This is a genomic window from Granulosicoccus sp. 3-233 (genome assembly GCF_052681095.1).
The window spans coordinates 93,716-116,645 of record NZ_JBQYLE010000004.1; the positions used below are offsets into that span (position 1 = coordinate 93,716).

Here is a 22,930-nt window from a genome sequence, read left to right on the forward strand (position 1 = left end):
AGTCCGAGATCCGTTGGTTGTCAAACGAACGTTGGTGGCGTATAGACAGACATCACTTCCTTGATCATCTCGTCGTATTTCTCCTCGAAGGTATCGCCGTCGTAGCGACTCAGCTCATAGCACCCCAGGGGGTTCTCCAGATCGTTGACCAGGCACTTGTTGCAGTAGGTGCACTCCTTGCGTCTGGCAGGACCATTCGATTTCTTCAGGATTTCCGGCAGATTGTTGTTGGCAATCAGTGGTCTTCCTATCGACACCGCATCGGCCCGCCCCTCTCGAATGGCGCTGGCGATACGGTCGCCGTGCTGCCAGCCACCGGTCACCATGACCTTGACCGTCGGGTCGATGGTTTGAACGAACTTGCGAATGGCGGCGGAGTAATCTTCATTGATTCCCTCGATCTTTCTGCCACGACGCCATATCCAGTAACGACGAAACAGGAACGCGCCGATTCGGTTGGAAAATATCCGGTAGTTCATCCCCGCTCGCACACCCTGGCTGATCATCCCGTCATACCAGCGTGTCAGTTCACGCATCGGCAGATCCCCCGGTGGATTCATGGGATGCGGGAATGTCGAGCCCGCCGAGATGTGAAAGGCATCGACGCCCTTGCCATCGTCCATCAACAGGCCCACGATCTTCAGCGTCTCATCGAGGGTGTTGCCGGGCTTCTGCCAGGGGTATAGCCAGCTATTGTGATCTTCGGCATTGATCTTCATCTGCAGGTGAAAATCCGTGCCGACCTGCCGGCGTATCTCTCTGATGATTTCCAGAACGAACCTGCTGCGGTTCTCCCAGTTGCCACCGTACTCGTCCTCGCGGTCATTGATGCCGGAGCTCAGAAACTGCGTGATCAGATATCCGTTCGCACCGTGCAATTCAACGCCGTCGAGTCCGGCTTCACGAGCCCGTCTTGCTCCCTGACCAAAGGCTTCGACAATTTCCCTGATCTCGGACTTGTCAGCCGCGTGGCAGAGAATGCCGTGAAAGTAGTCCTTCTTGTCCGTCGAGCTTGCCACGGTACGGTAAACGTTTTCCACCCCGCCCAGATCCTGTTGACGGCCCGAATGACTCAACTGCATGAAAAACCGACAATCATGCTCATGAACATTCCTGCCGACATGTCGCCAGAAGGGAATCTTGTCATCATCATCGATCATCGCGTAGCGAGTGAGAATACGACCTGAATTCATCACCGGCGTATAGGACGATATGATGCCTCCAGCGCCCCCCTTTGCAAACTTGTTCTCCCAGTTCACCCGGGCGTTTCCACCCTGACCGTTGTAGTCATCGAACATGCCGGAAAGGTTGGATCGGAATATTCTGTTCTTGGCCTCGACGTGACGAAACCGAATGGGATCATGGATGATCGCAGCGTTATCCTCTACGGAATAACTCTGATCGGGCGACAAGGTTGCGACTGTTTCCATGAGAAAAACTCTCCTATCGACAATCCATCAACGTGATCAACGGCCCTGAGCGGTCTCAGGTGAATCGGGATATCGATGACATCCCGATACCCATTGCGGGGCAGGAACAAGTACAGGACCAGATTACAACGACTTTCAGTAATTGACGACAAGACATAAGTCGTGTTCTTATTTTGACGCTCTTTCCACAGGCCCGACCATTGGTTCAACCTGAATGGAAAACCGATAATACAACTCGCAATAATTCCGCATTGCAATATTCATCTGTCGAAAACAGCATTGGCAACGGCGGCTGAATCATGAGGACAGGATTCGAACGAGACAAGACTTAAGCACAGGCATTCCCCCGTTGAGCTTTCATCGACGATACGTCAACCTGAACGCCGTGAACGTCATCGTGCAGATGAAAACCCGACATCAGAGGGATACGCATCATGCCCAGTCAATCTTCATTGACCCGCGCAGCAAACCCGTCACCTTCAGCAGCTAGCGTCATCACACGCTGTATCAGTCGTGCTGCCTGCGGCAGGTTGAGCATTTTCACTCTGCTTGGCTTGCTGAGCTGCACAACGCTGTATACCCCGGAGACCTCGGCACAGAGCCTGGTGAAAGCCTGCGCGTCCAGTGCCAAACGAGGCATCCTGAAGGTACCGGATGATCGTTCCGAACGATTTCTGGGAAAGGTACAGACCGACACGGCTCTGTGTCGCGGCGGTGAAAACGCCACCCGATGGCAAGATACGCCCTGGGTGGATTGGCCGAACTATTTCGCTGCCGGTGACAGTCGTTCACTGTCCGACAGTGACAAGAAGGCCAGAACCCGAATCGGAGAGCACCTCTATCCCAATGGTCGCGGTGTGGATGGTGCCCTGATCGATCTGGAGTACCAGCGCATCGAACTGATCAAGTTCAATCTTTTCGACCAGACGACCTATCAGGAATACATCACCGGGCGCGACGGGACCGATGGCCGGGTGCTCAAGCAGTGGGACGCCATGCGATTACCCCCCACCCACGAGCATTTCAGCGACGTCGGTGGCGAGTCGAAGCAACTTTGTCAGGGAAAACTGCTGCAATACCGAACATTGAGCGGTATCTGCAATGACGCTATCAACCCATTGATGGGCTCTGCCGGCACCCCGTTTGCTCGCAATGCCCAGTTCGAGGCAACCTTCCCGGACTTGCAGTTGAATGAACTCAACCGTAACCGACATGCCGGCCGTATCGATCTGCTGACCCCGGACCCACAATTGATCAGTCGACAACTCTTCACCCGTGAGCAGCGTGCGGACAATGGCTGCAACTCGGGTATGGGCTCCGGCGATCCAGCCGATCTGTCGGTTGACTGCGATTACCTGAAAGCGCCGTTCTTCAATGTGCTGGCAGCCTTCTGGATCCAGTTCATGACGCACGACTGGTTCTCGCATACCGTCGAGGGTCACAATGAAAGGGCTCTGGAACCGGTGGGTTGCAAGACGCCGGAGGCAGAAGCACTCGGGTGTCGACCCGGTGATCGCAGAGAGCCGTCCCTGTACGCCGAAACCGAACCTGCACCGGAATTCGAACACGCAGGCAAGGTCTGGCAAAGCCGCGCACCACGCACCACCCTGAATCAGGTGACCGCCTGGTGGGATGCCTCTCAGCTCTATGGACACGATGCACTATCCGCCTCGCGGGTCCTTCGCGACCCACAAGACCCTGCACGCTTGCAACTGATCGATGACTATCTGCCATTGCTACGCGAATGCCCGCCCGACGATCTCGATTGCGGTACCCGGCCTCATTGGCGCGGTCAGGAATCCACCGGGTTTCCCGACAACTGGAACATCGGCCTCAGCTTCTATCACAATGTGTTTGCGCGCGAACACAATGCATTCGTCGATCATGTGCGTCAGTTGCAGCAATCAGTTCCCGAGGCCGACTCCGGGTTGCGTCACCCTGATCAGCCCGATGCACGTATCTCCTGGCAACAAGTGGATGATGAGCGGCTCTTCCAACTGGCAAGGCTGGTTGTCTCGGCCGGTATTGCCAAGATTCACACGATAGAGTGGACCACACAGCTGCTCTACGATGAACCATTGCATGCCGCCATGAACTCCAACTGGTTCGGCCTGTTCAATCAGAACGAGGACCGCGTTTCCAAGACGCTGCGGCGAATCGTCAATCGAGACGAGAATTTCCTCAGTCGCTCGGCTGGTAACCTTTCCAGGACCTTGGGTCAATCCGGCAAGGCCGCGGCCAGCAACTCACTCTACTCTGTGTTCGCCTCGGGTGCCGGCATCTTCGGTCTCGGCAACAGCCGTCCGGATGGCATGCTGTGGTGGAAGCATGATGACTGGGATATCAGCCGAATCGAGGATGTCAACGGAGGTATCAATCACTTCGGATCCCCGTTCAATTTTCCCGAGGAATTCACCTCGGTCTATCGTCTTCACGCTCTGGTACCGGATCTCATCGAGCTGCGCTCACCGGAAGAACCCGATGTCATCACGCAGCGCTTCCCCATTCTGAATACGGTGCGCGCCGGTGCCACCGAGCACATGCATGATCAGGGCATCGACAGCTGGGCATTGAGTATGGGGCGACAGCGACTGGGGCTGTTGCACCTGCGCAACCTGCCGCAGTTCCTGCAGAATCTGCCAATGCCGCATGTCGGCTCGACAACCGGCAAGCTGGATATCCCGGCGCTGGACATCATTCGTGATCGGGAGCGCGGAATACCACGATTCAACGAATTCCGCCGACAGATCGGTCTGAAGACGCTGACCGGTTTCGACGATTTCGTCGATCAACGCCTGCCTGCAGACAGTCCCTGGCGTGCTCATCAGGAAGAGACTGTCAGACGTTTGCGTGAGATCTACGGAACCCATGTCTGCGATGCCGCAAAGACCATCTCGGTGGTGCAACGCAACGCACAGGGCGAGTTCATCAATGACTGCCTTGGTCATCCCGATGGCAGCGTCGTGGACAATATCGAGGACGTCGACAATATCGTCGGCTGGCTGGCCGAATACACGCGACCACATGGCTTTGCCATCTCCGAGACACAATTTCACGTCTTCATCATCAACGCGTCACGCCGACTGTTCAGTGATCGTTTCTTTACCTCCAGCTTCCGACCGGAGTTCTACAGCCATGCCGGCTACGACTGGGTGCAGAACAACGGCCCACTGCAAGGATGCCCTTTTCCGCTGACACGCGACAGCGATGGACGTCAGCGTTGCCTGGAACCGGTCAAGGTCAATGGGCATGTGCAAGAGGTCTCCCCCATGAAACGCGTCCTGCTGCGTACCGTACCGCAGTTGCGCGAGGAGCTGCTGCCGGTACGCAATGTCTTCGACCCCTGGGCTCGGGATCGCGGCGACTATTACTCACTGGCCTGGAAACCTCGCCTGGGTGCCGAAGCGGATCCTGCCTTTCACACCAGCGAAGGAGAGCTGCCATGATAGCCATGCGCCGAAGCCGGAAGGGAATCATCCCGCAGCTGTCGATCTGCCTGTTGCTCGGCGCCTGCAGTACTGTCGAGGTGCAGGAGGAGAACACCGACAAACTGGTCGCCGAGATGTCTCAACGGGTGGTGGCCACCACCGAAGCCGAGCGACGCGATGGCGTGTTGTCCCGCTACAACCAGCCCAAGACAGTTGCCTGTCTGAGTGGCAATTTCCGGGTCGCTGCAGACGTTCCCGAGCCACTTCAGCACGGCCTCTTCGCTTCCGTCGCGGAATATCCCGTCGTGGCTCGATTCGCCAATGCCAGCCAGTGGGATGATTCGAAGAAGGATATCCGCGGCGTGTCACTGCGGGTATCGCAGGTACCTGGCGCCACCCTCTGGGGAGAGGCCGGCATGCAGGATTTTCTGTTCAACAGCTATCCGGCACTCTTCGTTGCCACACCAGAGGAATTCCTCGCCTTCATGCGTGCGCGACAGGAAGGTGATCGATGGAGCATGTTGAAGTTCTTTCTCAGTCCCCGAGATCCTCATGTAAAATCTTTGTTCACCGTTATCAAGGCGCGAAAACGGCACGACAGCCCGCTTGACATACGTTACTGGAGTACAGTGCCATCGGCGCTGGATGAGCGTATCGGAGCGGACGGGCAATTGCCGCCGGACGTGCAAGCGGTGAAATACTCGCTGACTCCCTGCTCTGACTACCAGACCGACAAGACCATCGACCCTGGAGAAAATCAGCTACGCGCAGCACTGGATGCCCATCTGCAGCAGGCACCGGCCTGTCTGGCCTTTGGCGTACAACGGCAGGTTGATCCGCAGCGCATGCCGATCGAGGACGCCTCGGTGATCTGGGACGAGGACGATTCACCGTTCGTGACGGTGGCAACCTTGCACTTCGATCAACAGGAGTTCGCGTCGCAGGAGTCGCTGGCGCAGTGCGAGCAGCGGCAGTTCAATCCCTGGCAATCGCTGCCCGCACATGCGCCGCTGGGACGCATGAATGCTGTTCGCAAGAAGGTATATGCAACGGGTGCCTATCACCGGGAAATGCGAGGAGATTCGTCCAAGGCGCCATGAAAGGCAGACCAGCAGCAGCGTTGCACTCACCCTGCTCTCGTTGATACTGACTGCGGCCCATGATACCGCCAGTGCAGGGGGATGAGTCACCGATATCACTGTCATTGGGTATTCTGGCTCATTTCAGAGACTCGTCTGATAGTCTGTCCATGGCCCACCCGACCGTGAATCCGTGGATTATCGTTGACAGCAGGATGACCAGAGCCACCAGCGACCAGAGCTGAGCCTCATTGACGAACTCCATGTGGTGTCCTGCATAGCACAGATAGTAGATCGAGCCGATGCCACGAACACCGTACAGAGATACAACAGCCCTGTCACGATGAGCCAGCCCACTACCCAGCAGACCTAGCCAACCGGATATCGGGCGTATCACGAGCAGCAGTATCAGAGCCATGAAAACATGGGGCCATTCCAGTTCGATGAACAGCATCGGCATTACTGCGCCCAGTGCAACCAGCAGAATCGCCGACAAGGCATGCTCAAGGGATTCGGAAAAGTCATGCAGACTGCGATGGAAACGATGGTCTGCCTCGATGCGACGCAAGGTCAGCCCCATGACAGCGACGGCAATGAAACCATACCCTTCCATCAGTTCGGTAGAGCCGTAACAGAGCAACACCCCAGCCAGCGCGATAACGCCTGACCCTGTCTCTGCCAGAGTCGATCCCCGGGGTACCACGAAAAGCACATGCCCCAGAGCTCGTGCACCAGCCCAGCCCATGAACGCTCCCACCAGAATGCGATACAGGACATCACGCAACAACCACTCCATTCCCCAGTCACCGACGTTTATGCCCTGAGATGCGATGACTAGTCCGAGATACACAAATGGAAATGCAAGCCCGTCATTCAGAGCCGCCTCTGTCGTCAGGGTAAAGCGTACTGGATGCTCTGCCCCTTCATGTGGGGGTCCCACCTGAACATCGGCTGCCAGAACCGGATCCGTGGGGGCCAGTACTGCCCCGAGCAGAATCGCCCCTGCCAGTGTCAGACCAGCCAGATGCAGGCCCGACAACGCAACCGCCAGAATGCTCAACGGCATGGCGATACCCAGCATGCGCAGTGCAGGCATCCAGCGTTTCCATGGGCGCAATGAATCGATTCGCAATCCCGTACCGAACAGGGCAATGATGATGGCCATTTCGCTGACCAGTTCCCAGGGCAGGGGTGTTTGTCTTGGGTCAGGCACACTCGGCAAGGCTGGAATCAGCAGGGCGGCAGCCGCTCCGAGCAGGATCATCAGCGGCGCGGCCGCGGGTTCTCGTCTGGAGACTACGCGCGGCAGCCAGCGCGAGAGAATCACGATGATTCCGACTGTTGTCAGAGCCACATGGTAGGAACTGAAGGAGAAGAACGATTCCAGCGGCACGCAAGAATTACCTCATCGACGAATCAGCAGTCAACTATAACCTCCTCAGGGAATGACCATCCCCGATCGTCATTCCTGCCCACTGCCTGTAGAGCTATCGCGTGCAGCGACACTCCCCGTTCGACACGACAGTCTTATCCCGCAGCCGCCTGCTCCAATGCGGCGACATCGAGCTTTATCATGCTCACCATGGCTTCCATCACCCGTCTGGCCTTTTCCCGATCGGGGTCTGCCAACAACGCGGGCAGCAGTCGCGGCACCACCTGCCAGCACAGACCGTAACGATCCTTGAGCCAGCCGCATTGTATGGCTTCACCACCGTCGATCAGACTGTCCCAGTAGTGATCTACTTCCGCCTGATCGGCGCAGTCGACCGACAGGGAAATCGCCTCAGTGAATGGATGTCCCGGCCCGCCATTCATTGCCTGAAAGCCGCGGCCCGACAGCGTGAACGAAACGACAATGACATCCCCCACGCTGCCTCCGGGGTAGTCAATGGTCGAGCGCGTCACTTCATCGATACGGCTGTCAGGAAAGAGGCCGGTGTAGAAATCCGCTGCTGCTTCGGCCTGACCATCGAACCAGAGAAAGGTCGTTATCCTGTCCATCATCATCTCCACTGAACACTGAAACTTGAGCTGCTGATCGCTGCAAAATCGCGGGCAAGAGTCATTCGTCCACCAGCGTCTGGAAGCCACCGTAGATCATTCGCTTGCCGTCGAAGGGCATCGTCATGTTCTTCATGCGAGGGTCTTCCATCATCTTCTTCCAGGCCTCGTCACGAGCCTCCTTCGATGACCATTCGATCCATGAAAAAACGACAACTTCACCCTCCTCGGCCAGTACAGCCTTGCGAAGGTCCGTGACCTCACCATCAGGCACATCGTCTCCCCAGTTCTCCACCTGCCGAATGGCACCATATTCCTTGAACAGTGCTACCGCCTCCTTGCAATGATCGATATAGGCCTGCTTGTTGTCTGCAGGAACCGAAGCAATGAATCCATCGATATAGTTCATGGTCTATCTCCTGTTGAAGTGAAAACGCTCAGTCGGTGACGGCTATCCCATCTCCGGATTCAAGAATGACAGATTCTCACTGTCATCACGAACCTGTTTGACAGTCGAACGAGCGACGTCGGTTTCGACCAGACACACCGTTGTATTTCTTGCAGAGTGGAAAGGTCAGGCAAACAGCCGGCCCTGCGTCTCAGCTCGTTGGCAGAGCGGTACGCTTCAGCATCAGCTCGGCAAACAGCAGGTTGGGCACCCAGCAAGCCCAGGCAACAACGGGGTAGGCAATCTCGAATGGTATGCCCGCTACCAGCTGCAGTGGTAGCCAGATTCGCAATGTCACGCCTGCAAAGCTCAGAGCGGCCGATCGCATCATCCAGTCGCGATGCCGGTTGAACTGTCTGGCTCGCGCGCACATGACCCCCTTCGCTGTCGTCCACAGCCATAACAGGGACAGCAGCACGAATCCCGCCCTTGCGGCCGGGCCGCCTTCCGCATCCAGACCGATGAACAAGCCACTGAGCCCTGCAAACAGAACCATCAGGGCATAGGCACGGCCCGTCCAGCGATGGATGCCGGGCATTTTCAGGCGAATTCCACGCGAAAACTGCAGAGGCGCAAGCAGCAGCGCAGCTGGCCCGGCCAACACGTGAATGAGAAACAGCGAGGGGTTCAACACTATCTGATGCGGCAGGCCGGCGAAGGCGGCATCCATTCCAATCAGCAGAAACCGCCATGACACCAGCGCCACCAACAGTGAGCTTGCCGCATACAGACAATAGCGAGTCGTGATCCACATACCCTGGTGCCTCCCGGTCTCAATGAACTTGACAGTGTCAAACTGGCGATCAGATTGAACGCTTTACTTGACACTGTCAAGTCAATCCTCGAACATCGACCGGATGGGAACAACGACCAAACGAACAGCTCAACGAAAACCTCACCATCACGGTGACTTGCGTGAAGCGCTCATTCAGGCGGGAATCGAGTTGCTGGCAGAGCACGGGGCTGCCGGTTTGACGCTGAGACGTTGCGCCGCTCGCGCCGGGGTGTCCCACGCAGCACCGGCACATCATTTCGACGGACTGGAAGGGTTGCTGACGACCATCGCGGCTCGTGGTTTCAGCCTGTTTACCGAACTGATGATTAAGGAGCGTCAGAACTCAGGCGGCGGTCCACGCAAGCGCTTGCTGGCAATCTGTCGAGGCTACCTGGCCTTTGCCGAGAACAATCGATCACTGTACAACCTGATGTTTTCCTCCGAACGCCTGAGTTACTGCGATAGCGAACTGGAGGCAGCCTCCGCAGCAGCCTATCAGGTGCTTGCCGACGGCTGCGCCCCATTCAAACACGGCCCCGGCGGAGCAGCCGGCACCGAGATCATGATCTGGTCACTGCTGCATGGCTTCGCCGGTCTGTCGCAAAAGGCTCGTCAGTCCGACGATCAACACCCCATGGCTGATATCCGTCTGGAAGACATCATTCCGCAGCTAGAGCTGTCTGCCACCCGGGGTCAACCTCGATGAGACACGAATTCACGACAAGGAATCGCCATCGGCCGAGCGGCGCTCCGCTCGCGCTTTACCGGCGTCTACAGACGCATCAGCAACCCGTCTCGTCATCCATTGCCCCATCCCAATCATAGACAACCACGGTTTCCGTCAATCGCGCATCCAGCTTGCTGTAGAGCGCTCGAGCAGCGAGATTGTCGGTTTCCGTTGCCAACCAGATACCTTGGCAACCTGAGTCACGGGCTTCCTGCATCAGCATCTGCACAAGCCTTGCCCCGATGCCACGGCCTCGCATTGCATCGATCACCCCCACTTCATTGATGAAGAAGGCGGGTTGCTTGTCCGGGTGCAACAGCACGGTGCCCGAGGCCATGCCAACGACCTCCTCTCCCAAGGTAGCGAAAACCATTCGGTGTCCGCAATCGGCAACGAAGGCTGCCAGTTGCTGTCTGTCAACCGGGTTGTCGAACACTGCCGCCCCTTTCAGCAGCGAGGCATTGCCCGGCTGAAGGTGATGGAAGCTCAAGGTGCAGTCAGTAGTCATGTCAACCTCCCGACGCCATTGCTGACTCTCGTCAGTGATCTTGGCAAGCAACGCTACCAGACGCAATAATCCTGACGGCTCGATGCCACGCCTCTTGCCCCTGGTTCAGTCGATCCACCGTGCCCGCTACTCATACCACTGTGCAGAAATTACAGGCGGACCATGATTGCAGTAATGCAAGGTGTTCCGCATATTTTTCAATCGGATTCCACGCCCGACTTCCATGGATAGAGTAGACCCACGGATTGCGTGAACCACGCAGTTCACCTGTGACATTGAGTTGTCATAACAACTGGAAAAAAGGAGTGAAGAACATGATTCGCATACTTGCCCCCACACTGATCGCTCTCTCAGTCAGCACGGCATCCTGGGCCCAACAGGCCGCGGACGCGCCAGAGCCCACCTTGGGTGAAATGACGACTGACAGCGCAGAGAATGTTGTCGAAGAGACAGAAGCGGCAGCCGACAATCTGGCTCAGGATGTAGACTCCATGGATACGCAGGTGCCCGCTGACCGTACCATGCTTCGTCGGCCTGCCAACGTCGACAGAGCAGGTTATATGGTGGCAGAACCTGAAGAGCTGACCGCTGAGGCCTTGACCGGAGTTCGCGTCTATTCGTCCACGGATGAAGAGGATATCGGCGAGGTCGATGAGCTGCTGCTGAGTGAAGACGGTACCACCGTCGAGCGAGTGGTAGTCGATGTCGGTGGATTCCTCGGCATGGGCGAACACGAAGTGGCCGTAACCATGGAAGAGCTGCATATCATGCGTTCGGACGATGGCATGGATTTCCGCGTCTACATGGATGCGACCCAGGAAGAACTGGAAGCCCAGCCAGAATATGACGGGTAGTGAATCGCTGATCTGTCAGCAACAGGTAGAGCCTGGCTGACAGGCTTCGGACGAGACTTGGTGCCCGCAAAAGAGCGGGCACCTGTCCAAGAACACGGTGGCTGTCGCAGGACATGACAGCCACCATGGTTACCATGCCTACCGATGTAGTTGCAGCATGGATCAGGACGCCGCGTCGGCCCAGCGCCACGCATATCCATAGTCGATCGTGGCGTCTCGCAAACGATCACGACTCCTGTCACGATCCCCAAGTCTCAACGCGATATTGGCCCTTGCGATGCGCCATCGAGAACCGTTGGCAGCTGTAGCTTCGGCTATCCTGTTCGTGGCCAGTGACCGCATACCATCCAGAATGGCGCTGCTCACCACGTCCAGCTCGGCTCTGAGCCCCGCATCGACATGACGTGAATCGGCAACCCGCTCGATTTCATTGACAGCCAGACTGGCATAGGTAAATACACGAGCCCCGTACCGGCTTGAGAGCTCGTTTTCCGATGTCCAGTAGCGGCTGTTCAACGCCCAATCCAGCCGCCGGGAAGCACCGGACAGAATTCGCTGAACCTGACCACTGGTGGTCGCCAGGATGCTCGCCAGATCGGACGCAGCCTGTGTCACATCGCTGTTGATTCCGACACTGGCACTGTCGTCGGTATCGTCGCAGACATCTCCCAGTCCATCGTCATCCGCATCAGACTGATCGGCATTCGCGGTAGTCGGACAGTTGTCCAGACTGTCGCGTATGCCATCGCCGTCCTGATCCAGGAACGTACGGTCCGGATCCAGTGGATAGGCATCATCAACATCCAGGGTTCCGTCGTTATCATCATCAGTGTCGCAGGCATTGCCCAACTCATCGTCATCCGAATTGATCTGATCGGCATTGGTCACTGACGGGCAATTGTCCTCATCATCGCTGATACCATCGCCATCCTGGTCCAGAGTCGAGCGGTCCGGATCCAGCGGAAAGGCATCGTCGACATCCGGGATACCGTCATTGTCATCATCGCTGTCGCAGGCGTCGCCCAGTTCATCGTCGTCCGAATTGATCTGATCGGCATTGACCACTGAGAGGCAGTTGTCGTCACTGTCACGTATGCCGTCTTCGTCCTCGTCGGCAATCTGGCGGGCAGGATCCAGTGGATAATCATCGTCGACATCAGGTGTGCCGTCATCGTCGTCATCCGAATCGCAGACATTGCCATCGCCGTCACTGTCGGTATCGGTCAGATCGGTACTGTTGACTGTCGGGCAGTTATCGAAAGCATCTCCGATACCATCACCATCGGCATCTTCTCCGTCCGGCGTGTTGTCACAGACATCGCCGAAACCATCATCGTCGGTATCCTGCTGATTCTCGTTGGCAATATCGGGACAGTTGTCAGCCGTTTCTGTATCGGCATCGAATTGCGGAATGCCATCGCCATCGCGGTCTGCATCACAGACATCGCCGATGCCATCCTGATCGGCATCGTTCTGATCGGCGTTCATGATGGCTGGGCAGTTATCGCCCGCCTGCCCATCCATGCCCTCATCCGGAATACCATCGCCATCGCTGTCGATCACCGGAATATCGTTCAATGTCAGTTCGTAGGCACCGATATCGCAGGTATTACCGGCATTATCGTCAAGACGCGAGGCTTGCCTCTGGTCGACCCCCGGGCAACGATCGGCGGTACTCGCATCGATGGCCGGGCTGTTGAGCGTCAATGCCAGCGTCTGTGTCTGTCCGCCATTACTGGCCAGCTGTGCTTCGACAACGCTGTAGATGTCATCGACGATCGTGAATACCCCGAGACTGCTGTTGCAGGAGGCATCGTCGGAAATCGAGGACGTTACCGGCGCTATACTTACTGCGTTGTTGATGACCGCACAGTTGTCGGTGGTGCCATCCGACCCCTTGTTGTCGCCGACGATGGAGCTGATGAACTCCAGCCCATTGAAGAAATTCGCCTGAGACAGTATTCCGCCACCACCGGAGCCACTGGTAGCCGTATTGTTGACAATCGTGCTGAATTCGATGGTGAACTTGACGATCGAGTTGCCAGATTCAGGCCGCTGTGAATAGATCGCGCCACCACCACTGGCGCTGTTACCCACCATGGTCGAGTTTGTTACTGACAGCCGCCTGGATCGTGACCAGATTCCTCCTCCCAGATTGCTTGCCGAATTGCCGGTGAACAGACTTCGATTGACGCCAACGTCATCCGTATTGAAAACGTCATCATAGAATGCGCCGCCGGCATTGGCTCTGTTGCGATCGAACAATGAGCCTGTGATGTACCCCCGAGCATTGGTATACACCGCGCCACCACGACCGGCGGTACCGGGAAATGCGGAAACAGCGGAATTTCCGATGAATTCCGAGTTCCAGATATTCATGTAGGACGTGGCTCTTACTGCGCCACCGGAACCGTTACCAGCGACCTCATTGTTCTGCAGGCTGGAATACCGGATATTGATCTGCCAGTCGGCCTCTATCGCGCCACCACCACTGTCATTGGAAGAAACATTACCTGCGTTGAAGCGACCATTGCGCATCACCAGATTTTCAAAGTGGACAGAGCTTTCGGTAATGGACGGTGCCACACCGGGCGGTGCATTGACCTTGACCAGTCTGAAGTCCGGAGTGCCTGGCGCCGTACTGCGCTCTATGGTGCCATTCTGTATCCAGGTATGATTGGTATTGTCATCGTCGGTCTCCGGTTCTCCCTGAACGACAAGACCACTCTGGGTACCGGGCTGAGGCGCTGTCAGAGTGAAGACCTTGCCCTGAAGGTCGATGTAATCCGTTTCACCATTGTTGGCCGATGCGTCCAGGGCAGCCTGCAAGGCGGCCACATCTCCTTCCGGGATATAGAAGGTCTCTGCGTGCAGGGAGTGACTGTAAACGAGCGCCACTGCGCCAGTTGCAAGCAGCCGGAAGACGGCGCCTATGCGAGGGTCAGACATGCAATATTCCATTGATAGCGTGAGTGCCGCCGCAGAATAGCAATATCTTCCCCTCAGTGTTACTTCATCGGCTTGTGTTTGCGGGGCAAAGACAAAAGTTCACATCTGCTTTCGTTCATTATGAGATGCCAATCACATAAATGACAAAAAGGCGGTGTTCGGTCAGCTCATCGTCGACCCTTGAACATCAGCCCCGGCAGGTTCCGGAAAAACCAGCGCTGTCACCGGTACCGACTCGCAGAAGAGCTGACCCTACTCCGCCTTTTCCAACTGCATGCCGGTTACCGTACGTCGCTTCGCCACACGCATCTGCAACAGGATGACCAGAAACAGAAAGGCGCCGCGGATCACCTGTTGCCAGTAGGCGCTGAGTGAAATGGTGCCGCGTCCATTCTCGAAATTCAGGATATTGAAAACCAGACCCAGCAGCAGCGCACCGATCACGGTTGCAGTAATGGAACCCAGGCCGCCGGTCAGCAGAGTGCCACCCACCACCACCGAGGCTATTGCAGACAACTCCCAGCCTACCCCTTCCAGTGGCTGTCCGGCACCGAATCCGGAGGCCAGGAAAACACCGGCGAGCCCGGCACAAGCCCCACTGAACAGATAGGCAAAGGCCTTGGCGCGTCCCACTTCCAGGCCCATCAGGGACGAGGCTTCCTCGCCCCCGCCGACGGCCAGCAAGGTACGGCCGAGAGAGCTGCGCTCCAGCACCACCCAGGCAAACACTGCCACGAGCAGCACGATGAGTATGCTCCACGGCACCACATCGAATGCCTTCTCCATACCCAGTCTGGTGAAATTGCTACTCCAGTCCACCGCAATGGTCTCGGCACCACTGAGCACCAGAGAGCCGCCCTTGGCAGCCAGCAAGGTGGCCAGAGTGGCAATGAAGGGAGGCACTCTGAGTGCCAGAATGATGAAGGCATTCAGTGCCCCGAACCCCAGTCCGGCGAGAATTCCGCCAGGCAAGGCGACCTGCAGACCATAGGGACTGAGATAGGCGGCGCAAACGGAGCTGAACGCGGCTACCGATCCCACCGAGAGATCAATGCCACCGGTAATGATGACCAGGCACATGCCGATGGAAATCAGGATGAACATGGCGTTGTAATTGAGAAAGGAGGCAATGTTGTAGGCACCGCCGAAATTCTCGTAACGCATCAACCCGAACACGATCAGACAGATCAGTGCCAGGAACACACCGACGGTCTGTCCACTGCCTCGCAGCAGCGGTCGCAGGTCGAACAGATTGTCTGTTGCCGAGTTCATTCGCGTCGTCCCTGTTGCAGTGCAACGGCTGCGACGATGATGCCAGCCTTGGCAATCAGAGCCACTTCATCCTCGATACCATTGGCCAGCAAGGTGTACTTCACCAGTTGAATGATGACCGCCCCCAGCAGCGCACCGAATACCGGCGCTCGCCCACCCTGCAACAAGGCGCCACCTACGACCGCTGCGGCGATGGCGTCAAGCTCCATCAGATTGCCATTGCGCGCGGCATCGGATGCCGAGTTGATCGCGACCACCACCAGCCCGGCAATGCCGGACAGAAAGGCACAGATGATATAGACGCTGATCTTCACTCGTCTTACCGGCACACCGGACAATTCGGCTGCGCGCTCGTTGCCACCCACGGCCAGCAGGTGCCGCCCGTGCAGAGTGCGGGTCACCAGCCAGAACGCAATACCGGCTATCACGACCGCCAGCCATCCCTGAAACGGCAGACCGAGCACACGGCCGGTACCCAGGTAGCTGAAGGCCGGATTGCTGAAGGTCTGCAGATTGCCATTGGTCAGCACTTGGGCAATGCCCCGCCCAGAGATAAACAGGATCAGGGTGGCGATGATGGGCTGTACGCGCAATACGCTGATCATGATGCCGTTGAACAGGCCACAGGCCATGGCGACCAGCAGTGGCAATGCAATGGCGAGCATCAGTCCGATGACCGGATTGGCCAGACCGAAGGCAGAACCGAAGATCAGTGGCGCCATTGCTCCGGCAAGCGCCATGACAGCACCGACCGACAGATCGATTCCTCCGGTCGCTATGACCAGGGTCATGCCTACCGCCACGATGGCAATGGTCGCCACCTGACTGATATTGACGAACAGTGTCTGCCATTGCAGAAAGTTCGGTGTGATCAGGACATTGACCAGCAGCAGTACAGCCAGCGCCACCAGAGTGCCATAGCGCCCCAGCAGGCTTCGCCAGGAAACACCGCTTGTCGTACTCCCGGATACCCCCGGATTTGCAACACTTGTGTTCATGTGACTCCCTGCTGTACGTCCTGATCCGGGGCTCGGGCAATGGCACTGATCAGCCCTTCCTCGGTGATTCCCGGATTACTCATGCGACTGACCGATACCCCATCCTGCATCACCACGATATGATCCGCCCCCTCGACCAGCTCCTCGAACTCCGACGAGATCAACAACACCCCCACACCGGCTTCCACATGCTGGCGGATGATTGCCTGTATCTCGAACTTCGCACCGACGTCCACGCCGCGAGTCGGTTCATCCAGAATCAGCAACTTCGGATGGATGGCCAGCCACCGTGCCAGCAGCACTTTCTGCTGGTTGCCGCCGGACAACTCGCGAATCGGTTGATCCATGTCATTCAGCTTGATACCCAGTGACTGGATGAAGCCTTCAACCAGCTCGCGCTCCCGGGCACGATCGATACGGCCATGACGGGTCAGCGCCGGCAACAGTGCCAGCGTCAGATTCTCGCGGACCGACATGTCGGGGATGATGCCCTCGGCCTTGCGATCCTCTGTCAGAAAGCCGATGCCACTGTTGATTGCCGCAGACGGCGTCGACGGGGGTGCGCTGTTGCCGGCAAATTCCAGGGTGCCCGCCGTCAGACTGTCCGCACCGAAGATCGCACGAGCTGCCTCGGTTCGACCGGAACCCAGCAAGCCTCCCAGTCCGACGATTTCGCCCGAACGCACCGACAAGTCCAGTGAACGCAGACGACGATTCGTGGCCACGCCCCGGGCATCGAACACCAGCTCACCCGCTGTATTCGTGCCGCCACCCAGCTCGGTCATGCCCGCGGCCTGAATGTCGCTGACCTCGCGCCCCAGCATCTCGGCAATCAGCGAGGTCTTGTCGGTATCGGCAATGGGATGATCTGCAATGGTGGCACCATCACGCATGATGGTCACACGGTCGCAGATGGTGAACAGCTCATCCAGAAAGTGCGATACATACAGTACCGATGTACCCGCCTCGCGCAAGCGTTTCACCACGGAAAACAGCACGGCCACTTCTCGCTCATCCAGCGAGGACGTCGGTTCATCCATGATGACCAGTTGTGCCTCCAGCGATACGGCGCGAGCAATGGCCACCAGTTGCTGAATGGCCGTGGAGTATTCCCCCAGCGGCGCATGCACATCCACGTCGATTCCGAAATCGGTGAGTATCCGCCGCGTTCTCTCGTGCGCGCGCCGCCAGTCGATGAGCCCCAGACGCGTACGTGGTTCATAACCCAGAACGACATTCTCGGTCACGCTTCGCAGTGGTACCAGCGTCAGTTCCTGATAGATCGTTGAAATACCCGCCGCCTGGGCCTCGCGTGGGGAGGCCACCTGCAGCGGCTTGTCGGCAAAGCTCACTTCACCGGCGTCACGCATGTACACACCGGTGAGTATCTTGATCAGGGTGGATTTGCCCGCCCCGTTCTGACCAATCAGGCCGTGAACTTCTCCCGGCCCGACAGTGAGCGATGCACCGTCCAGTGCCACCGCCCCGGCGAATGACTTGGCGATGCCCCGCATCGCCAGCAGAGGTGCATCACTCACGACGATCAGTAGGCTTCGTCGATGTGATCGGCAGCGTTTTCTGCCGTGAAGATGCGATCCTGAACCTGAACCCAGGGCTCGATTTCCTCACCGGCGATATAGCGTTCCATGACATCACAGGCCACAGGGCCGAAGAACGGGGAAGACTCGACAGTTACGCCCATCTTGCCGTCGATGATGGCCTGCAAGGCATCCCGTGTACCGTCAATGGATACAACCAGCACATCCTCTCCGGGCTTGCGTCCGGCCAGCGTCAGCGCCTGAATGGCACCGATGGCCATTTCATCGTTGTGTGCATACACGATGTTCACATCCGGATGCGCCTGCAGCAGCGTCTCCATCACCTGTCGCCCGAGATCTCGCGCAAAGTCACCGGACTGGGATGCCACGATGGTCATGTTGTCGTGTTGAGCCATCACATCGTCAAAGCCCTTGCGCCGATCATTGGCCGGTGACGAACCCGTCGTGCCTTCCAGTTCGACGATCACGCCCTGCTCGCCCTTGAAATTCTCCAGCGTCCACTCGGCCACTCGTCGCCCCTGATCGATGAAGTCGGAGCCGAGAAAGGCGACATAGTCACGACCCGCCTGGGCGACTGCCGGATCGACTGAACGATCCACCAGGAATGTGGGAATGCCGGCAGCCTTGGCTTTCATGACCGCGGGAATCAGCGGCTTCTCTTCACGCGGAGGCAGGAAGAGTACATCGATACCCTGGGCAATCATGGAGTCCACATCCGCTACCTGCTTGGCAGCAGAACCAGCGGCATCGGTGGAAATCAGATCCCAGTTGCAGCTCTCGGCCGTATCCACGAAGGATTGGGTTTCGGCGATACGCCAGGGGTTGTTGCTCTCCATCTGGGAGAAACCCACCTTGTAGCGATCCTTCTTCTCGAGTTTGGGCAGATCCTGCGCGTGAGCGGTACCGGCGACCACTGCCAGCGCGAGACTGACGGCAGTGACTACCTGGGTGAGTCCATTGTTTTTCATGTGTTGCCTCTTCATTTCCGTGGGATTGGTGGAACCGCGGAAGGATCTGCGCCCGTCTCGCGACTTCATTGATGGTTCGAGATCACACCGCTCCAGCGACGAGCAATACCGACAATCTCGCCCGGCCTGGCAAAACGCCTTGCTCGTTTGGTATGACCATAGTTAGAATGCTAGTCTCATTGGACCGAATGTGTCAACACCCGGAAAAAATCCTTTTTCCTTCCTGTCGACACATCCCACCGAGGAGAGTCGTTCATGAGCGAGACAGTCGATCACATCGTCATCGGAGGAGGCTCCTCCGGCTGCGTGGCTGCCGCCGGACTGGTCAGGTCCGGTGCCCGGGTTCTGGTGCTCGAGGCCGGCCATTCGAACCGTCATCCCTTGCTGGACATGCCCCCGGGCATATTCAAGATGATCAACGGTTCGCGCTTCATGCGCTATCACCACACGGAGCCGCAGGCGCATCTGGACGGACGCGTGCACGATATCCCGCAGGGCAATGTGCTTGGCGGCGGCTCGTCGGTCAACGCACAGGTCTACATGCGCGGCCGCCCCTCGGACTACGACGAATGGGAAGAAATACTGCGCGGCAACAACGACACCGTCGGCTGGGGCTGGAAGGATGTGCTTCCGCATTTTCGGGGCATGGAGGGCAATGAACGGCTGCTTGACGAACGTCATGGCAGCGATGGGCCACTGCTGGTATCCGACCCCGGACACATCAATGAAGTATCTCGCTGGTTCGTACAGGCCGTGCAGTCCATGGGTGAGCCGTTCAACAGCGATTTCAACGGTGCATCGCAACGCGGCGTCGGCTTCTATCAGTTCATGAACCGGGCCGGTCGTCGCTGCTCGGCGGCCTACTCCCATCTGTCACCCTTGCAGGACGATCCGAACCTTGAGGTGCGACTGCACTGCGAAGTGCAACGAATCCTGCTGCAGGACAATCGCGCCTGTGCCGTGGAGTATCGTGACCGATCCGGGCAGTTGCACACAGTCCATGCCGACGGTGAAATCATACTGGCAGCAGGCTCTCTGGTGACGCCCAAGTTGCTGATGCTCTCGGGCATCGGCCCGGCCGACCATCTGGCCGAGCACGACATTGCCTGCACGGTCGATCTTCAAGGGGTGGGGCAGAACCTGATCGACCATCCTGAAGTCCCCATGACGGCTCTGACCAATGGCCCCTACGGATACTACAAGCAGGGTGAGGGTTGGCGCATGCTGAAGAACGGCTTGCAGTTCAAGCTGTTCGGTTCCGGGCCGATCACCACGGCCGGTGTCGAGGCCGGTGCCTTCATCAACCCGATGGAGCGCGATGCCACGCCCACCATTCAGGCCTTCTGCCCGCCCATCGTGTACCTCGACCGGGACACACTCGGTGAAGTTGAAAACGGATATGGTCTGACCATAACAACCGTTGTCGTCAAACCAAAGTCGCGCGGCGAGGTTCGACTGGCCTCCGCCGACCCGTCTGCCATGCCACGAGTCTCACCGAACCTGCTGAAGCACGAAGACGACATGCGCACGATGATCGCCGGCCAGCGCTTCTTTCTGGAAGCTCTGCGTCAATCGCCGCTGGCAAGCCGCATCAAGCGCATCGCCGTACCACCCGATGGCCGCGATGACGACGAGACGCTGCGCAATCATTGCAAGCGCTTCGTCAAGACCAACTACCACCCCAGCGGTACTGCCCGCATGGGTCGTGATGGTGATCGCGATGCGGTGCTTGACGCCCGCCTGCGGGTGCGCGGCGTCGATGGGCTGCGGGTATGTGATCTGTCGGCCATGCCGAACATCAACGCCGGCAACACCAATGCACCGGCAATGATGCTCGGTGATCGCTGTGCCGATCTGGTCAGTGGACGGCTTTGATGGCTGTAGCCGTCCCGGCGACGACTCGGCCGATACTGCCGCACCGGGCGGCGTATCTCACGGTGATGGCTCGCTCGGCAGGCGCGACAGGCGCGCCACCGGAGACTCGTTGATGGGCAAGTGCAACAGCGCTGCCAGCAAGCCCAGAACGATCCCTGCGACCCACATGCTGTCGTAGCTGCCACTGCTGTCGTAGAGCCGACCACCGAGCCAGACACCCAGAAAGCTGCCGATCTGATGGCTCAGGAAAACGATCCCGAACAGCGTGGCCATGTATCGCGTGCCGAATACCTGCGCCACGATACCGGTGGTCAGAGGCACCGTGGAGAGCCACAACAGCCCCATGATGGCTGCAAAGCCGAGCACCACCAGTGGCGTCTTGGGCAGGAGCAGCAAGGCGGCGATGACGAGCGCCCGAGCCGTGTAGATGACACTCAGACTGAGCTTCATGCTGTAGCGCTGCCCGGCCATGCCCGACAGCAGGGAACCGGCAATGTTGAACAGGCCGATCAGTGCCAGACTGTAGGCACCGATGTTCGGATCCAGACCGATGTCGCGCACATACGCCGGAAAATGCACCGTGATGAAGGCCACGTGGAAGCCGCAGACGAAGAATCCCAGCGTCAACAGTACGTAGCCTCGGTGCGACAATGCTTCCCCGAGCGCCGCCTGCAGCGTCTGCTCGTTCTGCGCCTGACTGCCTGACACGCCATGCGGCAGCATCCACGCCAGCGGAATCAGGATCAATGCAAAGCAGGACATCATGATCAGGGCCTGCTGCCAGCCGAAACCGTTGATGAAACCCTGGCCTATCGGCGAGAACAGGACCTGCCCCAGAGAACCCGCTGCCGTACCGACGCCCAGTACCAGCGAGCGTCTTTCCGGCCCGACCACTCTGACCATGGATGCCATGGCCAGAGTGAAGGCCGAGAAGGCGATGCCCAGTCCGCACAGCACGCCACCGGTCAGATACAACAAGGCATGGGAGTCGGACAGGGCCATGCCGTACACCCCGGCAAAATAGGCCACGGCACCGCCGATGATGACGCGGCTGGAGCCCCACTTGTCCGCCAGCATGCCGGCAATGGGCAGTCCCAGCCCCCAGAACAGGTTCTGTAGCGCCATGGCGAGACCGAATGTCTCGCGCGACCAGCCCTGGTCCGCTGTCATCGGCTCCAGAAACAGCCCGAAGGAGGAGCGAACGCCGAAGCCGATGACAGAAATGAGACAGCCCGCCACAACGACGACCCATGGTGTGCGCCATTGGCGCGTCAGCAAACTCATGAGGCTTGTGCTCCTGTTGAATCGACCGAATCAGGCCAGCAAGTCCAGCAGATCGGTCAGTGCCGTGATTCGAGTCACCCCGGCCATGCTGATATCCGAACCGTGCGGATCATAGAATACTGCTGGAATACCTGCTGCCTGTGCCGCTCGCAGACCCACCTCGCTGTCTTCCACCACCAGACACTGCTCGGGCTCTGCCCGACAGGCTGCCGCCGCATGCAGAAAGAGCGCTGGGTCGGGTTTCCAGGCCTGCACCTGATAGGCACTGAAGATGTCGCTGTCGAAATGATGCGACAGACCGCAAATCTGCAGGGATCGTCGGGTCTTCTCGATTGAAGCATTCGAGGCAATGCATTTGCGGTGACGGAGTTGCGACAGCAGACTCTCGACACCCACGCTGGGGGTGATCATCGAATGCGCCAGTATTGCCTCTCGTTCCCGGTAACGCTGCAGACAGTCTTCGGGAATACAGCCTGGCTGCCGGGACTCGATATCCACGAAAACCTCAGCCAGCCGCCAACCCCGGTAGCGCTGCGTCAACTCATCGAGACTGCCTTGCAGGTCGGGGATGGCCTCCAGCAATGCCTGGGATGCGCATTCTTCACTCTGTACCAGAGTGCCGTCCATATCAAAGATGATGAGTGGGTGCTTCATGGAATACCGGATTGTCGCGGAGCTGCCATTGTCGGGCAATTGGCGAGCGCGTCAAGCCGATATTGCGATCAGCCCTTTGAATCCACCAGAACTCCGGCCGACGTACAAGGTCACAAACTCA

Annotated in this window: 18 protein-coding genes; 5 read left to right on the forward strand and 13 right to left on the reverse strand. The window is 58.1% G+C overall.

Annotated features, from left to right (window positions below):
• Positions 1-20 precede the first annotated feature (20 nt).
• Entirely contained in the window at positions 21-1,430 is a 1,410-nt protein-coding gene (locus ACUNV4_RS12330) for an NADH:flavin oxidoreductase (protein WP_430878857.1), read from the reverse strand.
• Positions 1,431-1,864: 434 nt separating this feature from the next.
• Between ACUNV4_RS12330 and ACUNV4_RS12335 the strand changes: the two genes are divergently transcribed.
• Together ACUNV4_RS12335 and ACUNV4_RS12340 are read left to right on the forward strand one after the other, a co-directional pair.
• Positions 1,865-4,876 (forward strand): peroxidase family protein, encoded by a 3,012-nt coding sequence (locus ACUNV4_RS12335; protein ID WP_430878859.1) that lies wholly within the window; start codon positions 1,865-1,867, stop codon positions 4,874-4,876.
• Positions 4,873-5,958 (forward strand): hypothetical protein, encoded by a 1,086-nt coding sequence (locus tag ACUNV4_RS12340; RefSeq protein ID WP_430878860.1) that lies wholly within the window; start codon positions 4,873-4,875, stop codon positions 5,956-5,958. Before ACUNV4_RS12335 ends, ACUNV4_RS12340 begins: the two co-directional genes overlap by 4 nt.
• A gap of 118 nt (positions 5,959-6,076) precedes the next feature.
• On the opposite strand, the gene ACUNV4_RS12345 is transcribed toward ACUNV4_RS12340, so the two are convergent.
• The 4 genes from ACUNV4_RS12345 to ACUNV4_RS12360 form a co-directional block, all read right to left on the reverse strand.
• Entirely contained in the window at positions 6,077-7,330 is a 1,254-nt protein-coding gene (locus ACUNV4_RS12345; RefSeq protein ID WP_430878861.1) for a cation:proton antiporter, read from the reverse strand.
• A 134-nt stretch (positions 7,331-7,464) separates the two neighbouring features.
• Positions 7,465-7,938, reverse strand: a complete 474-nt coding sequence (locus ACUNV4_RS12350; protein WP_430878862.1) for a VOC family protein — start codon at positions 7,936-7,938, stop codon at positions 7,465-7,467.
• A gap of 61 nt (positions 7,939-7,999) precedes the next feature.
• Positions 8,000-8,347, reverse strand: a complete 348-nt coding sequence (locus tag ACUNV4_RS12355; protein WP_430878863.1) for a DUF1428 domain-containing protein — start codon at positions 8,345-8,347, stop codon at positions 8,000-8,002.
• A gap of 190 nt (positions 8,348-8,537) precedes the next feature.
• The gene (locus tag ACUNV4_RS12360) at positions 8,538-9,140 is read right to left on the reverse strand and encodes a DUF2306 domain-containing protein (protein WP_430878864.1); all 603 of its coding nucleotides are present in this window, start codon (positions 9,138-9,140) and stop codon (positions 8,538-8,540) included.
• Between the two features lie 103 nt (positions 9,141-9,243).
• Here ACUNV4_RS12360 and ACUNV4_RS12365 point away from each other — a divergent pair, with 103 nt between their 5' ends.
• Positions 9,244-9,867, forward strand: a complete 624-nt coding sequence (locus ACUNV4_RS12365) for a TetR/AcrR family transcriptional regulator (RefSeq protein WP_430878865.1) — start codon at positions 9,244-9,246, stop codon at positions 9,865-9,867.
• A 76-nt stretch (positions 9,868-9,943) separates the two neighbouring features.
• On the opposite strand, the gene ACUNV4_RS12370 is transcribed toward ACUNV4_RS12365, so the two are convergent.
• Positions 9,944-10,396 (reverse strand): GNAT family N-acetyltransferase, encoded by a 453-nt coding sequence (locus ACUNV4_RS12370; protein ID WP_430878866.1) that lies wholly within the window; start codon positions 10,394-10,396, stop codon positions 9,944-9,946.
• A 314-nt stretch (positions 10,397-10,710) separates the two neighbouring features.
• On the opposite strand from ACUNV4_RS12370, the gene ACUNV4_RS12375 reads away from it, so the two are divergent.
• Positions 10,711-11,250, forward strand: coding sequence for a PRC-barrel domain-containing protein (locus ACUNV4_RS12375; protein WP_430878867.1), 540 nt, complete (start codon positions 10,711-10,713; stop codon positions 11,248-11,250).
• Positions 11,251-11,412: 162 nt separating this feature from the next.
• Here the strand turns inward: ACUNV4_RS12375 and ACUNV4_RS12380 are convergent, their stop codons facing one another.
• The 5 genes from ACUNV4_RS12380 to ACUNV4_RS12400 form a co-directional block, all read right to left on the reverse strand.
• Positions 11,413-14,199, reverse strand: coding sequence for a thrombospondin type 3 repeat-containing protein (locus ACUNV4_RS12380; protein WP_430878868.1), 2,787 nt, complete (start codon positions 14,197-14,199; stop codon positions 11,413-11,415).
• A gap of 252 nt (positions 14,200-14,451) precedes the next feature.
• Positions 14,452-15,471, reverse strand: coding sequence for an ABC transporter permease (locus ACUNV4_RS12385; RefSeq protein ID WP_430878869.1), 1,020 nt, complete (start codon positions 15,469-15,471; stop codon positions 14,452-14,454).
• The gene (locus ACUNV4_RS12390) at positions 15,468-16,469 is read right to left on the reverse strand and encodes an ABC transporter permease (RefSeq protein WP_430878870.1); all 1,002 of its coding nucleotides are present in this window, start codon (positions 16,467-16,469) and stop codon (positions 15,468-15,470) included. The genes ACUNV4_RS12385 and ACUNV4_RS12390 overlap by 4 nt, the downstream gene beginning before the upstream one ends.
• The gene (locus tag ACUNV4_RS12395) at positions 16,466-18,007 is read right to left on the reverse strand and encodes a sugar ABC transporter ATP-binding protein (RefSeq protein ID WP_430878871.1); all 1,542 of its coding nucleotides are present in this window, start codon (positions 18,005-18,007) and stop codon (positions 16,466-16,468) included. Before ACUNV4_RS12395 ends, ACUNV4_RS12390 begins: the two co-directional genes overlap by 4 nt.
• 5 nt (positions 18,008-18,012) lie before the next feature.
• Entirely contained in the window at positions 18,013-18,996 is a 984-nt protein-coding gene (locus tag ACUNV4_RS12400; protein WP_430878872.1) for an ABC transporter substrate-binding protein, read from the reverse strand.
• Between the two features lie 255 nt (positions 18,997-19,251).
• On the opposite strand from ACUNV4_RS12400, the gene ACUNV4_RS12405 reads away from it, so the two are divergent.
• Positions 19,252-20,871 (forward strand): GMC family oxidoreductase, encoded by a 1,620-nt coding sequence (locus ACUNV4_RS12405; RefSeq protein ID WP_430878873.1) that lies wholly within the window; start codon positions 19,252-19,254, stop codon positions 20,869-20,871.
• Between the two features lie 57 nt (positions 20,872-20,928).
• On the opposite strand, the gene ACUNV4_RS12410 is transcribed toward ACUNV4_RS12405, so the two are convergent.
• Positions 20,929-22,155, reverse strand: a complete 1,227-nt coding sequence (locus tag ACUNV4_RS12410) for an MFS transporter (protein WP_430878874.1) — start codon at positions 22,153-22,155, stop codon at positions 20,929-20,931.
• A 30-nt stretch (positions 22,156-22,185) separates the two neighbouring features.
• Positions 22,186-22,809 (reverse strand): HAD family hydrolase, encoded by a 624-nt coding sequence (locus ACUNV4_RS12415; RefSeq protein ID WP_430878875.1) that lies wholly within the window; start codon positions 22,807-22,809, stop codon positions 22,186-22,188.
• Positions 22,810-22,930: the final 121 nt, after the last annotated feature.

What these genes read in the sequence shown, in the direction of transcription:
- ACUNV4_RS12330 (WP_430878857.1), bottom strand. Translation starts at nt 1,430, where the DNA reads ATGGAAACAGTCGCAACCTTGTCGCCCGATCAGAGTTATTCCGTAGAG.
- ACUNV4_RS12335 (WP_430878859.1), top strand. Translation starts at nt 1,865, where the DNA reads ATGCCCAGTCAATCTTCATTGACCCGCGCAGCAAACCCGTCACCTTCA.
- ACUNV4_RS12340 (WP_430878860.1), top strand. Translation starts at nt 4,873, where the DNA reads ATGATAGCCATGCGCCGAAGCCGGAAGGGAATCATCCCGCAGCTGTCG.
- ACUNV4_RS12350 (WP_430878862.1), bottom strand. Translation starts at nt 7,938, where the DNA reads ATGGACAGGATAACGACCTTTCTCTGGTTCGATGGTCAGGCCGAAGCA.
- ACUNV4_RS12355 (WP_430878863.1), bottom strand. Translation starts at nt 8,347, where the DNA reads ATGAACTATATCGATGGATTCATTGCTTCGGTTCCTGCAGACAACAAG.
- ACUNV4_RS12360 (WP_430878864.1), bottom strand. Translation starts at nt 9,140, where the DNA reads ATGTGGATCACGACTCGCTATTGTCTGTATGCGGCAAGCTCACTGTTG.
- ACUNV4_RS12365 (WP_430878865.1), top strand. Translation starts at nt 9,244, where the DNA reads ATGGGAACAACGACCAAACGAACAGCTCAACGAAAACCTCACCATCAC.
- ACUNV4_RS12370 (WP_430878866.1), bottom strand. Translation starts at nt 10,396, where the DNA reads ATGACTACTGACTGCACCTTGAGCTTCCATCACCTTCAGCCGGGCAAT.
- ACUNV4_RS12375 (WP_430878867.1), top strand. Translation starts at nt 10,711, where the DNA reads ATGATTCGCATACTTGCCCCCACACTGATCGCTCTCTCAGTCAGCACG.
- ACUNV4_RS12380 (WP_430878868.1), bottom strand. Translation starts at nt 14,199, where the DNA reads ATGTCTGACCCTCGCATAGGCGCCGTCTTCCGGCTGCTTGCAACTGGC.
- ACUNV4_RS12385 (WP_430878869.1), bottom strand. Translation starts at nt 15,471, where the DNA reads ATGAACTCGGCAACAGACAATCTGTTCGACCTGCGACCGCTGCTGCGA.
- ACUNV4_RS12390 (WP_430878870.1), bottom strand. Translation starts at nt 16,469, where the DNA reads ATGAACACAAGTGTTGCAAATCCGGGGGTATCCGGGAGTACGACAAGC.
- ACUNV4_RS12400 (WP_430878872.1), bottom strand. Translation starts at nt 18,996, where the DNA reads ATGAAAAACAATGGACTCACCCAGGTAGTCACTGCCGTCAGTCTCGCG.
- ACUNV4_RS12405 (WP_430878873.1), top strand. Translation starts at nt 19,252, where the DNA reads ATGAGCGAGACAGTCGATCACATCGTCATCGGAGGAGGCTCCTCCGGC.
- ACUNV4_RS12410 (WP_430878874.1), bottom strand. Translation starts at nt 22,155, where the DNA reads ATGAGTTTGCTGACGCGCCAATGGCGCACACCATGGGTCGTCGTTGTG.
- ACUNV4_RS12415 (WP_430878875.1), bottom strand. Translation starts at nt 22,809, where the DNA reads ATGAAGCACCCACTCATCATCTTTGATATGGACGGCACTCTGGTACAG.